Raw genomic sequence first — 22,138 nt, forward strand, 5'->3', positions numbered from 1 at the left:
TTCATTCTGAAAATACAGCTTTTAATGCCTCATTTATACTCGGAAACTGATAGCTATATCGATGGTTCATGGCTTTTTCCGGAATTACACGCTGACCGCCTAAAAGCATGCTGCTCATTTCTCCTAAAGTCAATTTTAAAACAATTTCAGGTACAGGCAGCCAATGTGGCCTTCTCAAAACAGTACCGAGTTCTCTCCCAAAGTCTTTCATCTTTACAGGGTTGGGCGTGGTGACATTGAGCGGACCTTCGATGTCCGCAGTGTCTATGGCAAACTTGAGCATCTTGGCGGCATCTTCCACATGAATCCATGAGACCCATTGTCTCCCTGATCCTATGTTGCCTCCGATGCAGAATTTATAGGGCAGCGCCATGAGCGGAAGTGCACCTTTTTTTCCGAGGATGATCCCGAACCGGGCAAAGACTGTTCTGATACCAAGGCGGCTTGCTTCGGCTGCTTTCTCTTCCCACTTCTGTACAGTGTCTGCTAGAAAGTCACTGGCGGCGCTAGAGTTTTTTTCGGCAAAAGTGTCGTTATCTGACATACCGTAATATCCAACAGCGGAAGCGTTGACAAGGACTCTGGGTTTACTCTCCAATTTTTCAACCAGTTGAATGATCTCCCCTGTTGCCTCCATTCTGCTTTTGATAATTCTCTCCTTTTTTTGCTTTGTCCAGCGCAGTCCGTTAATTGATTCTCCGGCCAAATTAACAATGGCATCTATGCTGTCCATTTCTTTTTCTGGCCTGCTCCCCTGCTTTAACCAGCCAACAGCCTTCAACTGATCCGTCTGGTGAATTTTTTCAGGATTTCTAGACAGGACAGTCACTTGGTTGCCTTCGGCCAACAATATCTCCTGCAAAACCTGCCCGACAAAGCCACTTCCGCCAGCAATGACAACATGCACTTGGGCTACACTCCCTTATCACGAAAATACTTCTTCCAATTTTTTATTCCGGTATGTGAACATCTTCTTTATTTTTCTTTTAACCAGTGGATGAAAGGCGTCTCCTGCCATACCAAACGGCAGAGCATACTCTAAATGATCGCGGATCTCCGTCATTCCCGCTTTTTCATTAAACAGATGCTTATGCCGCCAATAGACAAAAGGACCTTTGCGCTGTTCATCTATGAATTGCTTAAATTTTGTAATCCCTGTTATCTCACTTTCCCACCTAATACGGAATCCTGGGAAAGGGCAAAGACCGTAAGTGATCTTCTGGCCGATCATCATCTGAGAGGGAAGCTCCTGAGTAAAATGGAGTTTAAACTCCGGAGGTGTAAGGATAGCCAAATTATTTGGATTTGAAAAAAAACACCAAACCTCTTCCATTGGTACACTTACGTCCAGGCTGTTTTCCATATTATATATCTTCAATCCTGCACCCCCCTTTCCCTCTTTTATAAAGACACATGTACGTTAAGTAGAGACTCCTGACATTTAATTCAGGTTGATAACAGCATAAAACAAACAAGGGACAACTTGCTGACGACTTAACGCAACACCACGGCATCATCATATCGAATAAAGCTTGGGGAAATAATAATAGGAAAAGCAAAATAAGCCATTATAAAAAGCCGATCATCTGTTGGATCGGCTTTCCCAACTTATGATAAGCTGATTGATTTTAAGTCTTCCTTCTTTTTTTTAGTAACCGTGAACCCCAGTTTATCTAGTGAAGGGATGATGTCTTTGCAATAGTCCTTGTGTGCAATGAGAAACGTTCGGTCCGCCTCGATTCTTTCCTTTACACTAGAAAGCATGGAGAACAACGCAGCTGTTTTTTCGTACGTTTCATCTTTCGGCATCTCCTTCAAGAGCGCGGTCGCTTCCTCTGTGACTGGCAAAATCCATATTTCGCATGGATGCTGGATTTCAAGCAATTGATGGAAGACATCCATTTTTTCCAACGGAGTCCTTAATGTAAAATCGGTCAGTTCATAAACGCAAGTTACAGAATAATCGATATCGGGAAAAGGTGAAGGATCTCCTTTTACAAAAGATTTGATTTTTAAATTGGTTTCTCCAAGCTTATTGTCATTAGAGTGAGAATAAATCGTACTCACTGTTACGCCCCCTCTCCAGATTTAGCACTTGTTTTTTCTTTAAAAAGATAAATACCCTTCTTTCCAGAATCATAAACTTGAACGACTTTGTATCTTTAAATGTTCCGAAGACCGGGTACTATGCTAAAGCAGAGATGAGGGATGCTTCATATAAAAAAAAGTGCGGCAAATCTGCGCAGCAGTTTGTTCAAGGAGTTCGGGGGCTGATTCCATTGCCTTATCAAGTGTCATCGGTTTAGTCACAATACTGTGTATACTAATCACGCCATATCGATAAAGGCTTTCAATACCTTTCCCGATGGATCCGGCGATGATGATGGTCGGGACACCCAATTTTTTTGCTGCCAGCGCCGCCCTCATTGGAGTCTTGCCAAAGGCAGTTTGGAAGTCAACCTGTCCTTCACCAGTGATCAAAAGATCGGCACCCACCAGCTTTTCTTTCAACTTTGTATAATCCATCACGACATCGGCACCCTTCTCGATTACAGAAGGGAAAAATGCCTGGAATGCCCCGCCAATTCCTCCAGCGGCTCCGGCTCCCGGCAAATTGTGCAGCTTTACACCTGTAACTTCTTTTATCTTGTTCGCCCAGTGCTTCAGATTTTTATCCAGAACTCGGACGATGTCTGGTGTGGCTCCCTTCTGGGGTCCGAAAACAAAAGAAGCACCGTTTTTACCAACGAGCGGGTTTTCAACATCCGACGCAATGACAAAATTACTTTCGTTTATACGGGAATCAAAATCTCTCAACGAGATTTTATCCACCCGGGACAGTTCACCTCCGCCGAAGCCGATTTCATGTTTTTCTTCATCTAAAATCTTCATGCCGAGCGCCTGCAGCATTCCTGCTCCGCCATCATTTGTCGCAGACCCTCCAAGCGCTAAAATGAAGCTCCTATAGCCTTCGGCAAGGGCACTTTTAATCAATTCTCCAGTACCATATGTAGTTGTAACAAGAGGATTCCTTTCCTTTTCGGGAACCAAGTCCAAGCCGGAAGTTTCTGCTATTTCTATGACACATGTTTTTCCATCGCCCAACACACCGTAAAAGGCTTCTACCGGACTTCCGAGAGGTCCCGTCACTGTAACAGCATTCTTCTTTCCACCCGTGGCTGCCACAAGCGTATCCACTGTACCTTCACCACCGTCAGCTAAAGGAACAATGAGTGTTTCAGCGCCAGGAATGGATTTTTTCACCCCTAGCTCAATGGCCATTGCAGCCTCAAAAGCGGAAACACTGCCTTTAAAAGAATCTGGTGCAATCACTATTTTTATTTTCAGCCATCTCCTTTTAACTATTTTAAATCTTGCTATAAAGCTCAATGAAGTTTCTGCTTAAAGTGTCAAATGGAAAAGCCTGTTAGAACCTTTCCTCATCCTAATAAACAGAGACGATACCTCAAAAATTCCCGATCGTTTTATTTTCATCTGTTTATCTCATTGATTTTTTTCTTCAGTCTGTCTAACTACTAATGAACGACTCCAATCTCACCGGATCTCGCTTCCAACAGCTTCCCTTACTCGACTGCCTCATTAATAGTTGCGAAGCCAATTTGCGGAGCAAACGACTACACTTGATTAATAACTTCTTTTTTTCCCTTTTTCAACGCTACATACAAAACTATACACTGTTCAAACGACTGTGTATCCATATGAAAGAGCTCGCTAATCTTATTTAAGCGATAGATTAGAGTATTGCGGTGTACATACAGGTTGCGGGCCGCCCTGCTGATATTCATACTGCTTTCACAGTAAGCTATGAAAGTTTTTCAAGCATGTCTGCCTCCGTATGCCTCCAAATAAACTCTATATCATCAGCAAATACATCAAGGAAGGAGAGATTGATTCCTTCAAGAAATATTTCCGGCAAGATGGTCCAGCTGTCAAACGAATAAACCGTATTTTCCGGCTCTTTCTCCAATCCGACTAACAATGTTTTATATGCCTGATGATAAGAGCGTGAAGTTCCCTCAAAACCCATGCAGCTTTTCCAATATGAAATGGAAACTTTACATTGATGGTTTTGCTGCTCAGGAAGGGTATCAATTTTTCCGCAGCATATTCACAAAGGTTCTTTAGTCGTGGGAGGTCATTAACTTTCATTTCCTTCATAACAACCCATTGATCCTGAGTAATAGGACAGACAATATCATTCATTCCATTTTTAAACAAATAGCAGATGAGATTATTCAGCTTAAGAAGAGACAACTTGGAATTTGTTTAGTCTCCGTATGGACCCTTTACAAGCGATGGAAGATGGACCAAGATACAAACCCTGGGTTTATCAAATTGGACGCCGAGCAATTCATAGTAGCTCACAAGTTTTCTCTCATTCTCCCACTCTTTATAGCGGATCAGATGTTGAACAAATAACTCCGTAGCTTTCATTTGTACGAAAAATGACTCTGTGCGAAAATTTTCTTGAGCATCATTTTCACATGATTCCGGACGAACCTGACATATTTTTAACTTCGGACGGGTCGCCGATGATTCCTAGTACTCCGATGACCTGATTGAAAACGAATAGGAACAGCCACTCCCGGCAGGACATTTTCAAGCTCAGCAGCTTCTTCCTTCGTAAAAGCAACCTCTCTCCCCTCTTTGATTACCTGGATGGACACTCGATGGAGGGTGCCGACACGTTCTTTGCGGTCGCATCCGATAATCAACCCTCGGCATTCGTAATACTCATCGAAACTCCTAATAAAGCTGAAGTTTGTTCAACAACCGTTTGTGCAACTTGCTCAAGAACTTTCACGCTCTTCCCTCCGAATAACACCAAGTTTCCTTTTCCGCAAGCTAATTATATCAAAACTTTCTGTATTTTAGTATTCTAAATTTTGTGCAATTTGTTTATTGATTGAGAGTAGAAGTCTTCTATAATGACAATAAAATCAAGCAAGGAGGGAACCTTTTGAAGAATCATGTCATTATTGTGGGCGGGGGTGTAATGGGCTCAAGCACTGCCTATCACCTTTGTAAAATCGGCTACGAAGGCAACATTACAGTATTCGAAAAGGACCCGGTCTACGAATACTCCTCCACTCCGCGCAGTGCCGGAGGAATCAGGCAGCTTTTCACCACCGCCATTAATATAAAACTGAGCCGATACAGCCTTCAACAATATAAAAAATTTCCAGAAACGATGAAAATCAACGGAGAACCGGCGGAAATCGACTTTAGACAGCGCGGGTACCTTTTTTTAGCTACAAAAGAAATGCTTCCTGCCATAGAAAAACAAAAAAAGCTGCAAAACGAAATGGGGGTCCCTTCACAGCTGCTCACTCCACATGAATTGCTGTCCATCATTCCGGAGTTGAATATTGAAGATTTGGCCGGGGGACTTTACTGCTCGGAAGACGGCTATTTGGACCCTTATTCCGTCATGCAGGCTTATAAGTACCAGGCGAGGGAAAGCGGTGTGGATTATATTTCGGAAGAAGTCGATACCATTCTACACGAACAGGATCAAGTGACAGGGGTCATAACAACCAACGGCAACCAATATGATGCTGATATCGTCATCAACTGTGCAGGTGCTTGGGGCCCGGAATTAAGTGAAAAAATCGGGCTCCCCGTTCCTGTCATCGCATTAAAACGGCAGGTGTTCCTATTTGATACATCCGTGGCCCTTCAAAATCCTCTCCCCCTTACAGTAGATACGACTGGGGTCTATTTCCGGCATGAAGGCGACCGCGTAATCACCGGTTTTTCTGAAAAAGTAGACCCGGGATATGACTTCAATTGGAGGCGTTCTTATTTCAACGAACTATGGCCGATCCTGGCTCATAGAGTGCCCAACTTTGAAAGCCTCAAATTGGAATCAGGTTGGGCAGGATTGTATGATCACAATACGGAAGACCAAAATGCCATCATCGGCAGGCATCCCAAAATGAAAGGGTATTACATGGCGCTTGGTTTCAGTGGGCACGGAATGCAGCAGGCTCCCGGAGTTGGACTGGGATTGGCAGAGCTGATTGTGAAAGGCCATTATGAAACTCTCGATTTGACGCCTCTCCGATTTGAGCGTTTTGCCGAGAATGATTTAATCCTCGAACAGGCGATTGTATAAAAAGCGCAAATGCGCAGTCTTAGGTGACAAGTACAAGACAGCTTTGAAGAGGAAGCTCTTCACCCACCACAGCAATTTAGTTTGATCTATACTCCGATGGTGCCCGGAGCTGAGCATCTAAGATCTTCATTTGAATATAATTTTCTAATTGTATGCTTTCTTCTCCTAAAAAAAACCGGGACACAACTCCCGGTTTTTCTTATTGGATATCGCAAGCCTCAGCCAGAACTTCCACAATATGAAGGGCCCTGGCATGTTCGAGATTGCTTCTTTCAATACCTAGCTTCATTTGCAACAGACATCCTGGGTTTGTTGTGACAATCGTTTGGGCGTTGGTTTCCTTCGCCTTCACCATTTTTTCATCCAATATTTTCATAGATTCATCAAAATGGATAAGGTTATAGATTCCTCCTGAAGCACAGCATCGGTCGCTTCCTTCCATTTCCATATAAGTGGCTCCAGGAACCGAGCGGAGAAGTTTCCTCGGCTGCTCCGAGACTCCTTGGACATTTCTTAAATGGCAGGAATCCTGGTAAGTGATGATTCCATCCCATTCTTTTTTATACGGCAACGGGCCTAATTCAACAAGGACTTCTGTTATATCTCTCGTTTTTTCTACAAACGATTGCGCTCGTGCCTGCCACTCTTCATCATCTTTGAATAAGTGGTTATACTCACGAAGCATCGCACCGCACCCACCGGCATTATTGATAAAATAATCGGCTCCGGATGATTCGAATGCCTTGATATTCTCTTTTGCCAGCTTTTTCGCTTCCTCCATGCTCCCTTGATGGGCGTGAAGTGCTCCGCAGCAATTTTGTCCATTCGGGATGATCACTTCGCATCCAACGCTTTGAAGCAATTCGATTGTCAGCCGATTAATTTTAGACATCATAGCATCCATGATACAGCCGGGAAAAAATGCTACTTGCATTTTTTGGGGACTGCGGGAAGGAAAGACATCCCCGAATTTATACCGCTTCAAAGGCGACTCCACAGGAGGAAGAACTTTTTCAAATTGCCCCATCGGTTCCGAAACTTTATTGACGAGTTTAAGTTTTTGAGCCACCTTGTTGACGCCTGTTTTTTGGTAAAGCCAGGTCGCATTGCCAAAAAAACGAAGGCGGTTTTGATGTGGAAAAAGATTATTCAATACCTGGTTACGAACTTTCACGCCACTGGGAGGCTTTTTCTGCTCCTCTTTTTGCTGCAGTGCAATCACTTCCTTAGCGGCTTCATAAATTTGGCCGTAGGGTACATTGACCGGGCACGCCACTTCACATGCGCGGCAGCCGAGGCATAAATCAATCGGTTCGGCGAGATCCTGCTGCAAATCTATTTTTCCTTCTGCAGCCATTTTCACAAGATTTATCCGCCCGCGGGGTGATTGCGCTTCATTGCCCATCGACTCATACGTCGGACACGCTGGAAGGCAGTATCCGCATTGAACGCACATATTTGCAGCTTCATAGGATAGTTCGTGAAGCAAAGAGACGTATTTATGATCTTGGGTACATGTGGCTTTACTCATATTAGCGCCACCTTTGTCTGGCCTGGCTGAGGAAATATTTTACCGGGGTTCAAGATTCCGTTCGGATCCCATGCATCTTTGATTTTTTTCATCATCATAAGACCAGCCTGGCCTAATTCCATTTCCATATAAGGAGCTTTCAGCGTGCCGATTCCATGCTCACCGGAAAGGGTACCGCCAAGTTCCACAGCCGCCTCAAAAATTTCACTTACCGCGTCTTCCACCCGCTTCATTTCTTCCAAATTACGTTTATCCGTTATGATGTTCGGATGAAGATTTCCGTCTCCGGCATGCCCAAACACAACAAGATTCAACTGATATTTATCCCGAATGGCATGAAGCCGTTCCATCATTTTCGGAATTTCACTTCGCGGAACAGTGGCATCCTCGGAAATTTTGGTCGGCCCCATTTGAGTAATAGCAGGAGAAACCATTTTTCTCGCTTTCCAAATGCCCGCCCTTGAAGCCTCATCCTGTGCTACTTTCACTTCTGTTGCATGTTGTTTCAGGCAGATTTGTTCACACTTTTTAATCTCTTCTTCAATAGCAGTTTCGTGGCCGTCAATTTCAACGATGATGATTGCCTCTGCCTCAACAGGCAGGCCGCTTGGAGTATAGTTTTCCACAGCACGGATGCACGCATTATCCATCAATTCCATCGCGCTCGGTAAAATTCCTGCTGACAAAATATTCGTGATCGCATGTCCCGAATCTATTAATCTGTCAAAGGAAGCAAGTAATGTTTTCCTTGCCTGCGGCTTTGGGATCAATCTCAAAGTCGCTTCTGTCACGATACCAAGTGTGCCTTCAGATCCTACAATCAGGCGTGTCAAATCGTAGCCGGTCACATTTTTGACCGTCTTGCCGCCTGTCCGAATCATTTCTCCTGTCGGTGTAACTACTTCCAGACCAATCACATACTCTTTTGTCGTACCGTATTTCAATCCTTTAGGACCACTGGAATTTTCAAGCAAGTTCCCCCCAATTGTCGATACATGAGAGCTGCTCGGATCGGGCGGGTAAAACAACCCTACAGCTTCCGCCTTCTGATGGATATCGCCAGTAATGACGCTCGGCGAAACAATAGCCAATAAGTTTTCGCGGTCAATGACAAGCTTCTTTTTAAATTGCGACATATCCAGAATGATGCCACCTTTGACAGCCAATGATCCCCCGCTTAAAGACGTAGCCGCTCCCCTGGGATAAACGGGAATTTTATGTTTATTGGCAAGTTTGATCAATGAGGCAATCTCTTCTTTATTTTCAGGCTGAATGACCAGGTCCGGAAGGTACTCCCCGAATGAAGCATCATAGCTATATGAATAGCGATCAGCCAGATTCTTTAAAATCCGCTCTTTTGGAAAAATGGATTCGACAAGCTTAAATAATCGTTCGGTTTCCATATGGATCACTCCAACTATATTAAGTGAATTCTTCACCTTTTAAATATGCAATTACTATACCAACGTTAAAATCAAGCCTCATGTGTTTATTTTATGATACATCGAAACAAAATGAACTTTATTGTTTCAAAATGATTCATTCCGTTTCAATTTTCCACTTTTTCATTTTCCTCCAAAATGTAGTCCGGCTCATCCCCAGTTCAGAGGCTGCTTTTCCTCTATGAAAATGATGTTTTTCAAGGGCGTTAAGAATTCTTTCCCGTTCTGAAATAAAAGTCCTTTCTGCTTTAGCTTCAGTCCTTTTGGGAAGATGCTTTTCAATATCAAAAACATCGATCCTTTGATCCTTGCAAAGGACTGTCAGCCGTTCGCAAAAATTTTGGAGCTGCCGGACATTTCCTTCCCACTCCTCTTCCATCAACCTTTCTTTCGCTTCATCTGTCAGAGGGCTGTTTTTTATAAAAGCTTCTGCAAGAACCGGTATATCCTCGCGATGTTCGCGGAGGGGAGGCAAATGAAGATCCAATACGCTTAAACGGTAAAATAAGTCAGCCCTGAAATCATTGTTTTTAACCATGTTCATCAAGTTCTTATTGGTTGCAGCGATGATTCTTACGTCTACAGGGATGACTTTATCGTCTCCAATCCGCATGATTTCTCTTTCCTGTAATACGCGGAGCAGACGGCTTTGAAGATTAGGAGAAATTTCTCCAATTTCATCCAAAAAGAGCGTCCCTCTATGCGCAAGCTCAAAAAAGCCCTGCTTTCCTCCCTTCATGGCACCCGTAAAAGCACCCTCAGCATATCCGAAAAGTTCACTTTCCAGCAGACTTTCCGGGAGAGCCGCACAATTAATGGCAACAAAGGGATTATTCCTGCGATCACTGTAATTGTGGATGCTTTGGGCGAACATTTCCTTTCCTGTCCCGGTCTCTCCTACAATCAAGATATTCGAATCCGCCTCACTGTACAGCTTTGCCGTTTCAATCGTCTGACCAATCAATTCGCTTTTAAATAGGATATCGTTAAAACTGTACTTCGCTACAAGCCCACGCGAATGAATCTTCTTCCGAATTTTACCTTCCATTTCCTGAATACCGGTGACATCTTGGAAAGCGATCATATCCCCTGTTTTTTTACCTTTTAAGAAGATCCCTGCTTTTTTTACAGATAATTGGATAGAGTTATAGTTCACAATCTCTTCCTGGAAATCATTGCCACTTAGCAGAAGTCCAAGTAATTTCCCTTTGATTAGAACAGATTCGATGGGAGCGCCGATTAAATGCTCATTGAATATGGACAGAATTTGTTGCGCTGAAGAATTAAATACGGAAATATTCTTTTTCAAATCAACAGCAATAACACCTTCATAAGCATGGTCAAGAATTGTTTGGTAACGTTTCGACTTCTCCTGTTCCTTTCTGCTGACGACAGCCAGGCGTTTCGCTTCGACCAGCGCTTGGCGAAAGGACTCTTTCCCTGTTTCAATCAGCATCGTTTTCAGGCCAATACGCTCGGCATACTTGTTTGTATTCATGCCGCTCAATACAATTTCACACCCATCACTTGCCGCCAGATCTACGGTTCTGTCCGAAGCCGTTATATCTTCTAAAATATATTTTTGTATGGGCAAATCAATGATCGATTCCAAATTCTCTACACCGTAAATCATATTGGCTGCTCCAATGACAGCCACCTTTTTCCTTCCAAACCGCTCCTTGCAATCAACTAGACTTCTGATCAGGTCGATCCCTTGGACAGGTATATCAACAATAGGAGTGGATTCATTATGTTCTTTCAAAAGTTTTGTGACGAGCCCTCTTGAAATGATCACGTCGGCCTCCACTTCTACTTCATGAATTTTATCAGTAGGAATGACGACTTCCTCTAACCGAAATTCCATGTCTTCTTTCGGTGCATCCTTTTTTTCCTGGAGGGTAAAGTCCTCGAATCTTTTCATGGCATCTTTTATATAACCTTTGCGCGGTACAACTAGTTTAATGTTAATCAAAGGAATCTCCCCCAAATTTCTGTTATCTTAAGTGTAAACTGAGGGGGCAATGGCTTCCAGTCCAGTTTTTCCTTAGATCTTAAAAAATCAAAAAACGTTCGATCCATCTTTTGACAGAGCAAACGTTTTTATATGGATGACCCATTAAAATACTTTACTTAAAAACTCCCGCGTGCGCTCCTCCTTTGCATGTCCGAAGATTTCTTCAGGTGTTCCTTCTTCCACAATTACTCCTTTATCTAAGTAAACTACCTTGTCCGCCACCTCCCGAGCAAAACCCATTTCGTGCGTTACCACAACCATCGTCATTCCTTCTTCGGCCAGGCTCTTCATGACTCCCAAAACTTCTCCTACAAGTTCAGGGTCCAATGCTGACGTAGGTTCATCAAAAAGCATGACTTTCGGTTTCATTGTGAGCGCCCGAGCAATAGCAACCCTTTGTTTTTGACCGCCGGATAAGGTCCCAGGATAATCGTCTGCTTTATCCAACAATCCAACTTTTTTCAAATATTCCTCTGCTAATTCAGTTGCTTCCGTTTTATTCATACCTTTTACATGAACGGGAGCTTCAATGGTATTCTCCAAGACAGTCATATGAGGAAAAAGATTAAAATGTTGAAAAACCATCCCTACCTGCTCGCGCACCTTATTTAAGTTATCTTTTTTTGTATGAATTAATTTACTTTCCAGATATATTTCTCCGCTGTCCTTCATTTCCAAAAAGTTGAGACAGCGTAAAAAAGTACTCTTACCAGAGCCACTTGCACCAATCAACACTACAACCTCGCGCTCTTTGACCTCAAGGTCAACACCACGTAAGACATGTAAAGAACCAAAACTTTTATGTAGTTGATTCACGCGTATTATAGCATCTGTTTCCTTCAAGAAATTGCCCCCCTTTCACTTTTTGAAAGTCTATGTTCCAGCCTATTGACAAGGAAAGTTAAAATTAATACTAAAACTAAGTAATAGATTCCTACAATAATATAGTTTTCCATAGCCAACCCAGTAGACGAGGTTAACCGCTGTGCCCGGTTAAACAAATCTTGGAATCCAATAAATGCAACTAAGGAGGAGTCCTTAAGCGCAATAATTAATTGGTTCCCAAGAGGCGGTAGAGCCCTTCTAAATGCTTGTGGCAAAACAACACGTCTCATCGCCAGCCATGACGGCATTCCCAAACTTCGAGCTGCTTCAGTCTGCCCTTTATCAATAGATTGAATAGATCCTCTAAAAATTTCTGCTACATACGCCCCATTGTGAACACCAAGTGCAATCCCACCTGCCCACAGCCTCCCTAGGTCTACTATTTCTACCAAGCCGAAATACAATATGAAGATTTGTACAATTAAAGGGGTTCCGCGAATAATGTATATGTATATATCCGCAATAATGCTAAGTATTTTTATGTTGGACACCTTTAGAAAGGCGAAAAACAAGCCAATGACAAGCCCTATAATTAAACCTACTAATGTAATTTGAACTGTTGCCAAGACGGCATCCATATAACCGGGAATTGTCTGAATGAATAGATCCCAAAAACTCAATAGCTCTTCCTCCCAGCATTTTTTAGGCGAGTGTGTGTTTTTAAATAACACACACCCGCATTTTTTCACTTATTCTAAAATATTTTCTCCAAACCACTTTTTACTAATTTCATCATATGTGCCATTTTCAACAACTACTGTTAATGCCCGATTAATTTCATCTAACAATTGTTGATTTCCTTTTTTAACCCCTGCACCAATATTTTCGTCAAACAATCTATCACCAACAGGTTTGATTTTCATACCATCTTCAATTTGCAAATGCCCCACAAATTTATCGACAATGGCGGCATCCAATCGACCGGTTCCTGCAGCTAAATCCTGCAGTGCAATGATGTCACTGCTATACGTAGCTAGTGTATCTTCTGAAATATACTTCAGGGCTGTTTCTTCATGTGTACTGGATGCGATAACTCCTATAGTTTTTCCTTTTAAATCGTCTGTAGACTTGATATTATCATTATCTTCATGAACATAGACTACACCACCGGAGCGATAGTATGGATCTGAGAAATCAATGGCTTCAGAACGTTCTTCTGTAATAGTCATGCTGCCCATTATCGCGTCTAAGCGCCCGCTGTTGACTTCCTCGATCAGTGCCCCAAAATCCTGAGTGGCAACAGGATTAGGCTCCAATCCCATTTCCTTGGCAAGCGCCTCACCCAACTCAACTTCAAAGCCAGTTAAATTGCCATCAATATCCTCAAAGTTAAACGGCTTATATGTTCCACTGAATCCGAATGTGAATTTTCCATCTTCAATTGTTTCGACCGTCGCTTCTTTAGTACTTGTCTCTTTTGCACCTTTCTCATCAGCTTCCTTACCGGAACTACAAGCGGCCAAGATGAACGACAGGCATATTCCTATAATGAACATTAATCTCTTCATGTGAATAACTTCCCCTTTCAAATGTCTCTATAAGATTCCTTTGAATGCGGTTCCAAAAATGTCCCTTTATGCCCCCTCCTCTAGACTTAAAGTTATAATCTGTAAAAAACTCTTAAAAAGTTTATATGTAATGAACTTTAAGCTATGTTATCCGAATATTTCTTAAAAAATCTTTCAATTCGTTTTGAACCTTCTATCAGTTGATCCATGGAGCAAGCATACGAAATTCTAATATATCCTTCCCCGAATGCGGAAAATGCATTGCCTGGTACGACAGCCACTTTTTCATCCTCCAACAGTTTCAAGGCAAACTCCATAGAAGTCATTCCAGTAGTTTTAATAGAAGGGAATAAATAAAATGCTCCTTCGGGTTCATATACACTCAAACCGGCCTCTGCTAATCTTCTAAACATATAATCTTTTCTTCTCTTATACTCAGCTACCATTTTCTGTACATCACCGCTCTCTTTCATTAAAGCTTCCAAAGCAGCATACTGACTAATAGAACTGGCGCAGGTCGTATTATAAAGATGGACTTTCGACATTTCTAAAATGACATCTGAAGGGCCCATGGCAATTCCAATTCTCCAACCAGTCATGGCATGAGATTTAGAAAGTCCATTAATAACAATTGTTTTATCTCTCATTTTTGGTATGGATGCAATAGAACAATGCTTATTCTCATATAACAATTCACTGTAAATTTCATCGGACAAAATGAAAATATTCTTGTCATTTAAAAGTTCTGCAATTTCCATCATCTCTTGTGCACTCAAGGTACGACCTGTTGGATTAGAAGGAAAGGACAGAATAATACAACGTGTTTTTTCCGTTAATTTCTCTTTAATCATTTCAGCGTTAACTTTAAATTCGTTCTTAGTTGTATCTATATATACCGGTACCGCCCCTAGGAGCCTTACAATAGGTTCATAACCGGGAAAGATGGGCATTGGAATAATGACTTCGGAATCTTCTTCCAAAATGGTTCGTAAAGATGTATCTATTGCCTGACTTGCTCCTGCAGTAATCAAAATCTCATCTTCTGGCCGATAGTTAAAGCCATATCTTCGATTCATATATTTGCTAACGGCTTCTCTTAATTCAAACATGCCGGTCGTATGGGTATAAGCAGTCTTATTATTATCAATAGCTCTTTTTCCAGCCTCTTTAATATAACTAGGTGTTGGAAAATCCGGCTGCCCCAAAGTCATATTGATTACACTGGAATCATTTTCGGCAAGACTCGCAATCCTTCTTATACCGGAGATCTGAATGGAACTTAAACGCGGATTCATAAATTCTTTCATAGGCCCTCCCCGTTTCTTATTTGATTAAAATTTGATTAAAAATTTTTTATATTTCCTATTGTTGAACCTCCGACCCCGGTTAAGCATAAACCTATTATTTTTTCTCACCAGTTCCCTATTTTGCTGCCTGCGCTGCAGACAAAATATTTGGATCTGTCTGGATCTCAATTACAAATGGCTTGTCACATTGAAGAGCTCGCTTGAATACAGGCAGAAACTCTTCATTTTTTCTAACAGTTTCCCCTTCACATCCGAACTGCTTGGCAACAGCCGCAAAATTAGGGTTAGTGAGGGGTGTTGCCATGATACGGTTCGGGAAATGCTTTTCCTGATGGGCTCGGATTGTTCCGTACATATTATTGTTGATTACAATTGCTATCACTGGGAGGTTCGCACGGACAGCGGTCTCCAATTCCACCATTGTCATCATGAACCCGCCATCCCCTGAAAAAGAAATGACTGTTTTATCGGGGCAGGCAGCTTTGGCGCCAATTGCTGCCGGCAACCCGTACCCCATTGCACCTGAAGTCGGTCCGATGTATTCTTTTTCATTCGTGAAGCGGAAATATTTTGCGAGCCATCCGTAAAAGTTGCCTGCATCACTTGTCAGAATGCTATTTTCTGGCACCTCAACAACGATATCAGCCATCACGGCATTCAGTTCCGCAAACTCCGAGGATGCGAATGAAACCGGCGGCGTTGATGAATCCAAATAAGCTTTATGGCAAGTCTGAACTGCCTTTTCTCGGCTTTCTTCTTGGACAGGCTTAGCCAGTTCAAAGGCTTTTTGCAAAAATCTCTTCGCATCAGAAACGACCCCAAATGCTGCCGGGTAAGCTTTTCCGATAGAATCCGGCGAAATATCCACTTGGATCAATTCAGTCTTTTCATTCAATAACGTATAGTCCTGTGTCGTCACCTGAGAGAAGCGTGTACCGATGGCGAAAACAAGGTCTGCAGCATCTATGTATTTGATCAATTCCGAATCAGAACCGAATCCGAGCCAACCAGCATAATTCGGATGATCATTTGACAACACATTGAAACGCCTGAATGCAGAGGCAACAGGAACCTTAACCATTTCAGCGAACCTAGCTAATTCCTCCTGAGCGTTAGCAGCCATCACACCGCCGCCTGCGATGATAATCGGCTGTTTGGCACTGCTTAATTTTGCCAATACCTTTTCAACAGCTGCATCACTGGCTTCCGGCTGTTCGACCTCTGCGACAGTGCCTTCATGATAATCAATAACATCCTCAAGCATATCATGAGGCAGAGAAACAACAACCGGGCCAGGTCTCCCGGAACGTGCTATGTAAAATGCTCGATGGAGAACTTCCGAAATTCGCTCCGCCGAATCGATTTCGACCGCCCACTTACACAGATGGCTGAAATAAGCAGCAAAGTCCACTTCCTGGAATGCCTCTTTTCCTTTGAATGGTCTCTCAACCTGCCCGATCAGCGCGACTAGCGGCGTTGAGTCCTGCATAGCGGTGTGAAGTCCGATTGATAGATTCGTAGCACCCGGTCCCCGGGTCGCCATGCATACCCCCACCTTTCCGGAAGCTTTTGCATAAGCTTCAGCCATGAAAGAAGCGCCGCCCTCATGGCGGGTGGAAATCAAATCAATCGTTGAATGCTCATACAACCCGTCAATGACTCCCAGATAGCTTTCGCCTGGTACGCAAAAAGCTTTTTCCACCCCTTCCTTCTCTAGAACTTCTACAACGATATGTCCGCCAGATAGCTTTTTCATGTGTTCTAATTTCCTCCGGTTTATAAAAATGATAGTTCATTCAAAACAAAGTCTAATGACTCTATAATGCTCTTACGTAAATTGTCTATTGTGTCTTCCACCTGCGGTTTATTTATGATGAGTTGGGACAACAGCAAATCCAATAATCAATTTTGTTAATTAATCTAGGAAATCAGGCTGTTCAGCCACAATACGGTCCCAAAGAGGCTGGAACATGCCTTTGGCGGCTTCTGAGTTACCTTCCTGCTGATAAGTAATTTCTGCGTATTTCTCTTTGATTTCTATAGGGTTTCCAATAGAATGTGCATATACATGTTCTCTGCAGGCTCTTTCCATTAAAATAAACCACCATGCTGCTTCTTCAACGCTTTGACCGACAGACAATAGGCCGTGATTTCTAAGTATGACAGCTTTATTAAGTCCCAACGCATCAGCAATTCGATCACCTTCGTTTTTCTCCAAAACGACTCCTGTATAATCGTCGAAAATACTGTGGTCTTTGTAGAAAGCACAGGAATCTTGAGTAAGCGGCTTAAGCAGCTTTCCGGTAGTTGACCATATTTGACCGTATGTCGTGTGGGCATGAGCCGCAGCAATGACATCTGGTCTTGCCCTATGCACAGCTGAATGGATAACCAAAGCCGCAGCATTTACATCATAATTCCCTTCCACTACTTCACCTTTATCACTCGCTAAAACTAAATCGGATACTTTGATCTGGCTAAAATGTACACGATATGGATTCACCCAAAAATGATCAGGATATTCCGGATCTCTAACAGTAATGTGGCCTGCCTCCCCATGATCAAAGCCAAATTTGGAAAACAACCTGAAAGCGGCGGCCAGACGTTCTTTTCTATATCGTCTCTCTTTTTCAATAGTATTCGTTGCGACAGTAGCTCCCATCTTAATAACTCCTCCTGCTCAGTAAAAAATTCCAAACTTTAGAATGCTAACCTACTTTCTAGACTCTATTAAGAGGCATATTCCTTAGGTTTTTAATGTACCTTTACTGTAGACAACTTCTCCCCCGATAATGGTCATCTCAATCTCGGTCCCTTTAATTTCTTCCGGTGTGAAATGCAAAAAACCTTCTGGCAGGATAACCATATCTGCCAGCTTTCCCTCTTCCAGAGATCCTTTTAAATCTTCCTCAAACGAAGCATATGCAGCATTGATTGTATACATGCTCAAAGCTTCTCTGAGACTGACTCTTTGATCAGGTATAAACACACGGTTGTTAATGGTCATTCTGTCCATTGCTACAGCTATTCCTAACAGGGGGGAACTTGGAATAATTGGACAATCCGAGCTTCCTGCAGGTTTCAAGCCAGCATCAATAAAATTTTTATTGGCAAAAACATTTTGTACAGCCGGCTCGTTCAAATTTTCCATGTATACATCTCCTGCAAAGTATACAAGGGGTGGCTGTGGAACCGGTATGGCCCCTAATTTATTCATGCGGGCCAAAATGGTCTCATCCGAAACAGTTGAATGCTCTATCCGGTGGCGAAGATTGGGCTTTGGATCATCTTCATATAGTTTTTCATATACATCCAACACTTGATTGATCGTACGGTCCCCTATTGCATGAACTGCAATTTGTTTGTTCTGGCTGTGGGCGATCTTTGCCCTTTCTAGTAAGTCTTCATAGGAGTATAGAAGCATCCCTTTTTCTCCCGGAGAATTTTTAAAGTCTTGGGACACCGCGGCTGTTTTTCCACTAAGGGTTCCATCACCAAAAAATTTCATAGAACCCATTTTTATATGATCGTCCCATTCATAAGAAGAATAGGCTTCCAGAAACTCCTCAAACACTTCTTGCAGAACCATGACGTACATGCGTACATTCAATGTTCCTTCTTTTTTCATTTCCTTCAGGACATCGAATTCTTTAAAGGCATCAGAGAAAAAGCCCAGCCCCGCTTCGTGAACGCTTGTAATACCATCCTTTATATATTCATCGTTGGCCAGCTTAACTGCATTTTTCATCTGTTTTTTTGTGTAGGGAGGCATGACATTTTCAACGAGCGACTTTCCTTGTTCCACAAGTACGCCCGTTACGTTCCCTGAATCATCTCTTTCAATAATCCCGTTAATTACAGTTGTTTCATTCGTTATGCCTGCCAGCTCCAATGCCTTTTCATTCACGACCGCAGCATGATGGCAGTACCTCATGATATAAACAGGATTCGGGATTCCTTCAAAGTCACCTTTATGGAGGTTTCTATTTTCCTTAAAGCCAGCTTCATCATATCCCCAGCCGATAATCCATTCATCAGGCCGGCTCGCTTCAGCCCTTTTCTTTATTGCAGAAACGACTTCTTCAATAGAAGCCTTTCTGCAATTGACATTTGCCAAGTTAAAGCCTAAGTTGATCATATGCTGGTGGGCATCTATGAACCCTGGCGTAACTGTTTTCCCCTCAAGGTCGATGATCTTTGTTTGAGAGGTGCTGTATTGTAAAATATCATCATTGGAACCGGTGGCTAAAATTTTTCCATCTTTCACTGCTACAGCTTCCGCCAGTTGAAAGTTCTGGTCCATAGTAATAACTGTCCCATGATGCAAAATCAGATCAGCGTTCAATGTTCGGTACACTCCTTCAATATCTATTTCATCAGGTTAGGGAGCCACAAGGACAATTGTGGTACGTAAGTAATAATTGCCAAAGCAACAAGCATAGTGAGAAACAATGGGACAATCCCTTTTGCAACAGTATCAAACGGCACTTTCCCCACCGCCGATGCTACAAACAGGTTAACTCCCACTGGCGGAGTGATAAATCCGATGGCCAAGTTCACCACCATGATAACGCCAAAATGAATCGGGTCTACGCCAATCTGCACTGCGACAGGCAATAAAATAGGTGTAAGGATTACAATAGCAGCAATCGTATCGATAAAAGCTCCAACTACCAACAAGAAAAGGTTGATTAATAGTAATACAATAATCGGGTTGTCAGATGCTCCCATAATGCCTTCCGCAATCTTGGAAGGAATCCGCTCAATCGTCAGCAAATAGGCAAAAGCGATGGACAAGCCGACCATGTATAAAGTGGCACCGGTAATTTTAACAGTTTCTACTATGCTGTCATAAATATCTTTCAATTTCAGTTCACGGTATATGAACACCCCTACAAAAAGTCCGTAGACAATGGCTACAGCAGCTGCTTCAGTTGGAGTAAAAATTCCCGCATAAATTCCGCCCAGTACAATAATCGGTGTAAGCAATGCCCAAATGGCCTTGTAAAAAGTTTCCCATACCCGTTTCAATTGCATCTTTTCTTTTTCATTATCTATTTTTTTCAGTGAGATAATGATAAAGGAAGCGATCATAAGGAGAACACCTATTAAAATACCTGGGAACACACCGGCCATAAACAGATCGCTGATTGAAAGACTTCCAGTAACCCCCAACAATACAAACGGAATACTAGGCGGAATGACAACACCGATGGAACCCGCTGTCGCTGTTAAGGCCGGTGAAAAGCCGTCACCGTATTGTTTAACCTGCATAGCAGGAATCATGAAGGAACCAATCGCCGCGACAGTTGCCGGACCTGATCCCGAGATAGCTGCAAAAAACATACAGGCAAGGACCGTTACCATTGCCAATCCGCCTGTCATAAAACCTACGAGAGAGCCGGCAAAGTCCAAAAGTCTTTTGGATATCCCTCCTTTTCCCATGAGAACCCCTGCAAGAGTAAAAAACGGGATAGCCATCAGCGGAAATGAATCCAAGGATGTAAACGATTTTTGTGCAATCGTACCGAGACTAATATTATCCGCAGTAAAAATAATGGTAATCAGAGTTGCTACACCGATGGAAATACCAATCGGTACACTTAAAAAGATTAAAAGAAACAAAGTTCCAAATAAAACCGCTATCGTCAAGGGGATCCTCCTCGCTTGTCATAACCCGTAAGGATTATTGGTTTAAATCGTGTGGTGGTGTGCTTTCTAAGTGTTCTGGGTCTTTGAAAATTCGGATCGCCTGCTGAATTAAGCGGATGCCCATTAATACTCCGCCGACAGGGACTGCCAAATATACGATCCACATATCAGCCCCAAGAGACGGGCTAACTTGGTTTGTTGTCTGAACTTGTAAAACAAAGTTTGTTCCTTCAAACGCTAAAAACGCGGCAAATCCGAACCATATAATAAGAACAATCAGCTCTATGATTTGTTTGATACGCGCGGAGAAGCGATCCTTGATAATCTCAACCCGTATATGGGCATTTTTTGTTACGGCATAACTGGCAGCGATCCACGCTATCCATATTAATAGATAGCGTGCCAGCTCCTCGCTCCAGCCGATTGAAAAGTTCAATACATACCTGGCAAATACTTGCCCCACTACTAAAATAACCAGTACTATCATGCTGGCCACTAATATCCATTCTTCAAGCTTCTCATTTAAAATCTTGTTGAGTTTCATTGATCAAACTCCCTCTTCTTTTGAGAAAACATAACAATACTTTATTTATTCGTTCGCTGCTTTTGCCATTTCGATGAGATCCTCTCCAATGTCACCGGAGTACTTATCATAGATTGGCTGTAATGCATCAACGAATGCCTTTTTCTGCTCAGCCGTTAATTCGTTGATTTCCAATTCTTTTTCCAGTTCTTTTAGCTTCTCTTCATCCTGCTTTTGAGTTGTTTCACGCTGTGTTTTGTTATAAACATCCGCCATGGATTCTTTCAGGATCTCTTGCAGATCTTCCGGCATGCCTTCAAAATATTCTTTATTAATTACCGAAACAAGCGGGGCAAATGTATGGCTGCTCAATGTCATATATTTTTGAACTTCATAGAACTTCATGGAAGAAACGAGTGATATCGGATTATCCATTCCATCATAAACCCCTTGTTGTAGAGCTGAGTAAAGTTCACCAAATGCAAGTGGAGATGAATTCGCCCCCAGCGTATTAAACATATCCTCATATACTTTATTTTCCATAACCCTCATTTTTAGGCCTTTCATATCCTCAGGTTTTTCAATCGGATGCTTGCTATTTAAAAGATGCCTGAATCCATTCTCACCATATCCAAGGTTGACCAAGCCAATTTCATCTACTTTTTCGTTTAAAGCATTACCCAAATCCCCATCCATCGCTTTGTACGCCGCTTCTCTAGAGTCAAACAAGAACGGCAAGTCAAAAATAGAAAACTCAGGTGCAAATGTAGCCATGGTAGGAGTCGCAACAACTGTCATTTCTATGTTATTCAATTGAACAGCTTCTACTGCTTCTCTATCAGATGCATAAAGCTGACCGTTTGGATACAGCTCCACTTTAATTTTTCCATCAGACTTTGCTTCGATATCTTCCTTAAATGCCAATCCGGCAATGTGAGAGGCGTGATCTTCAGGTACAGAATAGGCGACCCGGATTGTATATTCATCTCCAGAACCACTCTTTGCTTTGTCTCCACTTGCCTTGTCAGATCCAGATGAACAAGCAGCCATCATGGACAGCAAAATCAATAGTGTCAGGACCAGCATAAAAGGCTTCTTCTTTAAAATTTTCAATGTTTTCCCTCCAACTAATCAGTT

21 protein-coding genes are annotated in these 22,138 nt (G+C 42.5%); 1 reads left to right on the forward strand and 20 read right to left on the reverse strand.

Translation table 11 applies throughout. The features are described from left to right. Position 1 precedes the first annotated feature (1 nt). From C509_RS0108070 to C509_RS25505, 7 genes are all read right to left on the reverse strand, one after another. Positions 2 to 907, reverse strand: a complete 906-nt coding sequence (locus C509_RS0108070) for a TIGR01777 family oxidoreductase (protein WP_018706413.1) — start codon at positions 905 to 907, stop codon at positions 2 to 4. Between the two features lie 18 nt (positions 908 to 925). Next, positions 926 to 1,378, reverse strand: coding sequence for an SRPBCC family protein (locus C509_RS0108075; RefSeq protein WP_018706414.1), 453 nt, complete (start codon positions 1,376 to 1,378; stop codon positions 926 to 928). Between the two features lie 230 nt (positions 1,379 to 1,608). Further along, positions 1,609 to 2,067, reverse strand: a complete 459-nt coding sequence (locus C509_RS0108080) for a hypothetical protein (protein ID WP_018706415.1) — start codon at positions 2,065 to 2,067, stop codon at positions 1,609 to 1,611. A gap of 123 nt (positions 2,068 to 2,190) precedes the next feature. Further along, positions 2,191 to 3,342, reverse strand: a complete 1,152-nt coding sequence (locus C509_RS0108085) for a glycerate kinase family protein (RefSeq protein WP_033369882.1) — start codon at positions 3,340 to 3,342, stop codon at positions 2,191 to 2,193. A 293-nt stretch (positions 3,343 to 3,635) separates the two neighbouring features. Continuing rightward, the gene (locus C509_RS27470) at positions 3,636 to 3,806 is read right to left on the reverse strand and encodes a helix-turn-helix domain-containing protein (protein WP_083934554.1); all 171 of its coding nucleotides are present in this window, start codon (positions 3,804 to 3,806) and stop codon (positions 3,636 to 3,638) included. Positions 3,807 to 3,823: 17 nt separating this feature from the next. After that, positions 3,824 to 4,048: a hypothetical protein gene (locus C509_RS0108090; RefSeq protein WP_018706417.1), complete on the reverse strand. Its 225-nt coding sequence runs from the start codon at positions 4,046 to 4,048 to the stop codon at positions 3,824 to 3,826. Between the two features lie 484 nt (positions 4,049 to 4,532). Then, entirely contained in the window at positions 4,533 to 4,736 is a 204-nt protein-coding gene (locus C509_RS25505) for a sugar diacid recognition domain-containing protein (RefSeq protein WP_169509192.1), read from the reverse strand. A gap of 245 nt (positions 4,737 to 4,981) precedes the next feature. Between C509_RS25505 and C509_RS0108110 the strand changes: the two genes are divergently transcribed. Continuing rightward, positions 4,982 to 6,139 (forward strand): NAD(P)/FAD-dependent oxidoreductase, encoded by a 1,158-nt coding sequence (locus tag C509_RS0108110; RefSeq protein ID WP_018706421.1) that lies wholly within the window; start codon positions 4,982 to 4,984, stop codon positions 6,137 to 6,139. A gap of 199 nt (positions 6,140 to 6,338) precedes the next feature. On the opposite strand, the gene C509_RS0108115 is transcribed toward C509_RS0108110, so the two are convergent. The 13 genes from C509_RS0108115 to C509_RS0108175 form a co-directional block, all read right to left on the reverse strand. After that, positions 6,339 to 7,670, reverse strand: coding sequence for a (Fe-S)-binding protein (locus C509_RS0108115; RefSeq protein ID WP_018706422.1), 1,332 nt, complete (start codon positions 7,668 to 7,670; stop codon positions 6,339 to 6,341). Next, positions 7,667 to 9,073 carry an FAD-binding oxidoreductase gene (locus C509_RS0108120; protein WP_018706423.1) on the reverse strand — a complete coding sequence of 469 codons (1,407 nt, stop codon included), beginning with the start codon at positions 9,071 to 9,073 and terminating at the stop codon, positions 7,667 to 7,669. The genes C509_RS0108115 and C509_RS0108120 overlap by 4 nt, the downstream gene beginning before the upstream one ends. 136 nt (positions 9,074 to 9,209) lie before the next feature. Next, positions 9,210 to 11,084 carry a sigma 54-interacting transcriptional regulator gene (locus C509_RS0108125; protein ID WP_018706424.1) on the reverse strand — a complete coding sequence of 625 codons (1,875 nt, stop codon included), beginning with the start codon at positions 11,082 to 11,084 and terminating at the stop codon, positions 9,210 to 9,212. A gap of 144 nt (positions 11,085 to 11,228) precedes the next feature. Continuing rightward, positions 11,229 to 11,951, reverse strand: a complete 723-nt coding sequence (locus tag C509_RS0108130; RefSeq protein ID WP_026319767.1) for an amino acid ABC transporter ATP-binding protein — start codon at positions 11,949 to 11,951, stop codon at positions 11,229 to 11,231. A 14-nt stretch (positions 11,952 to 11,965) separates the two neighbouring features. After that, positions 11,966 to 12,589 carry an amino acid ABC transporter permease gene (locus C509_RS0108135; RefSeq protein WP_051088679.1) on the reverse strand — a complete coding sequence of 208 codons (624 nt, stop codon included), beginning with the start codon at positions 12,587 to 12,589 and terminating at the stop codon, positions 11,966 to 11,968. A gap of 111 nt (positions 12,590 to 12,700) precedes the next feature. Continuing rightward, positions 12,701 to 13,519, reverse strand: coding sequence for a transporter substrate-binding domain-containing protein (locus C509_RS0108140; RefSeq protein WP_018706427.1), 819 nt, complete (start codon positions 13,517 to 13,519; stop codon positions 12,701 to 12,703). 137 nt (positions 13,520 to 13,656) lie between these two features. Next, positions 13,657 to 14,826 (reverse strand): aminotransferase A, encoded by a 1,170-nt coding sequence (locus tag C509_RS0108145; RefSeq protein WP_018706428.1) that lies wholly within the window; start codon positions 14,824 to 14,826, stop codon positions 13,657 to 13,659. 115 nt (positions 14,827 to 14,941) lie between these two features. Beyond that, on the reverse strand, positions 14,942 to 16,582 hold the full coding sequence (locus C509_RS0108150) for a thiamine pyrophosphate-dependent enzyme (protein WP_018706429.1): 1,641 nt from the start codon (positions 16,580 to 16,582) through the stop codon (positions 14,942 to 14,944). Between the two features lie 159 nt (positions 16,583 to 16,741). Continuing rightward, positions 16,742 to 17,488, reverse strand: coding sequence for a class II aldolase/adducin family protein (locus tag C509_RS0108155; protein WP_018706430.1), 747 nt, complete (start codon positions 17,486 to 17,488; stop codon positions 16,742 to 16,744). An 84-nt stretch (positions 17,489 to 17,572) separates the two neighbouring features. Beyond that, positions 17,573 to 19,171 carry an amidohydrolase gene (locus C509_RS0108160; protein ID WP_018706431.1) on the reverse strand — a complete coding sequence of 533 codons (1,599 nt, stop codon included), beginning with the start codon at positions 19,169 to 19,171 and terminating at the stop codon, positions 17,573 to 17,575. A 23-nt stretch (positions 19,172 to 19,194) separates the two neighbouring features. After that, positions 19,195 to 20,478, reverse strand: coding sequence for a TRAP transporter large permease (locus tag C509_RS0108165; protein ID WP_018706432.1), 1,284 nt, complete (start codon positions 20,476 to 20,478; stop codon positions 19,195 to 19,197). A 34-nt stretch (positions 20,479 to 20,512) separates the two neighbouring features. Beyond that, positions 20,513 to 21,022, reverse strand: a complete 510-nt coding sequence (locus C509_RS0108170) for a TRAP transporter small permease (RefSeq protein ID WP_018706433.1) — start codon at positions 21,020 to 21,022, stop codon at positions 20,513 to 20,515. A 45-nt stretch (positions 21,023 to 21,067) separates the two neighbouring features. Then, on the reverse strand, positions 21,068 to 22,114 hold the full coding sequence (locus tag C509_RS0108175) for a DctP family TRAP transporter solute-binding subunit (protein WP_018706434.1): 1,047 nt from the start codon (positions 22,112 to 22,114) through the stop codon (positions 21,068 to 21,070). Between the last annotated feature and the right edge of the window lie 24 nt (positions 22,115 to 22,138).

The organism is Siminovitchia fordii DSM 16014 = CIP 108821 (assembly GCF_000374565.1).
Classification (GTDB): domain Bacteria; phylum Bacillota; class Bacilli; order Bacillales; family Bacillaceae_C; genus Siminovitchia; species Siminovitchia fordii.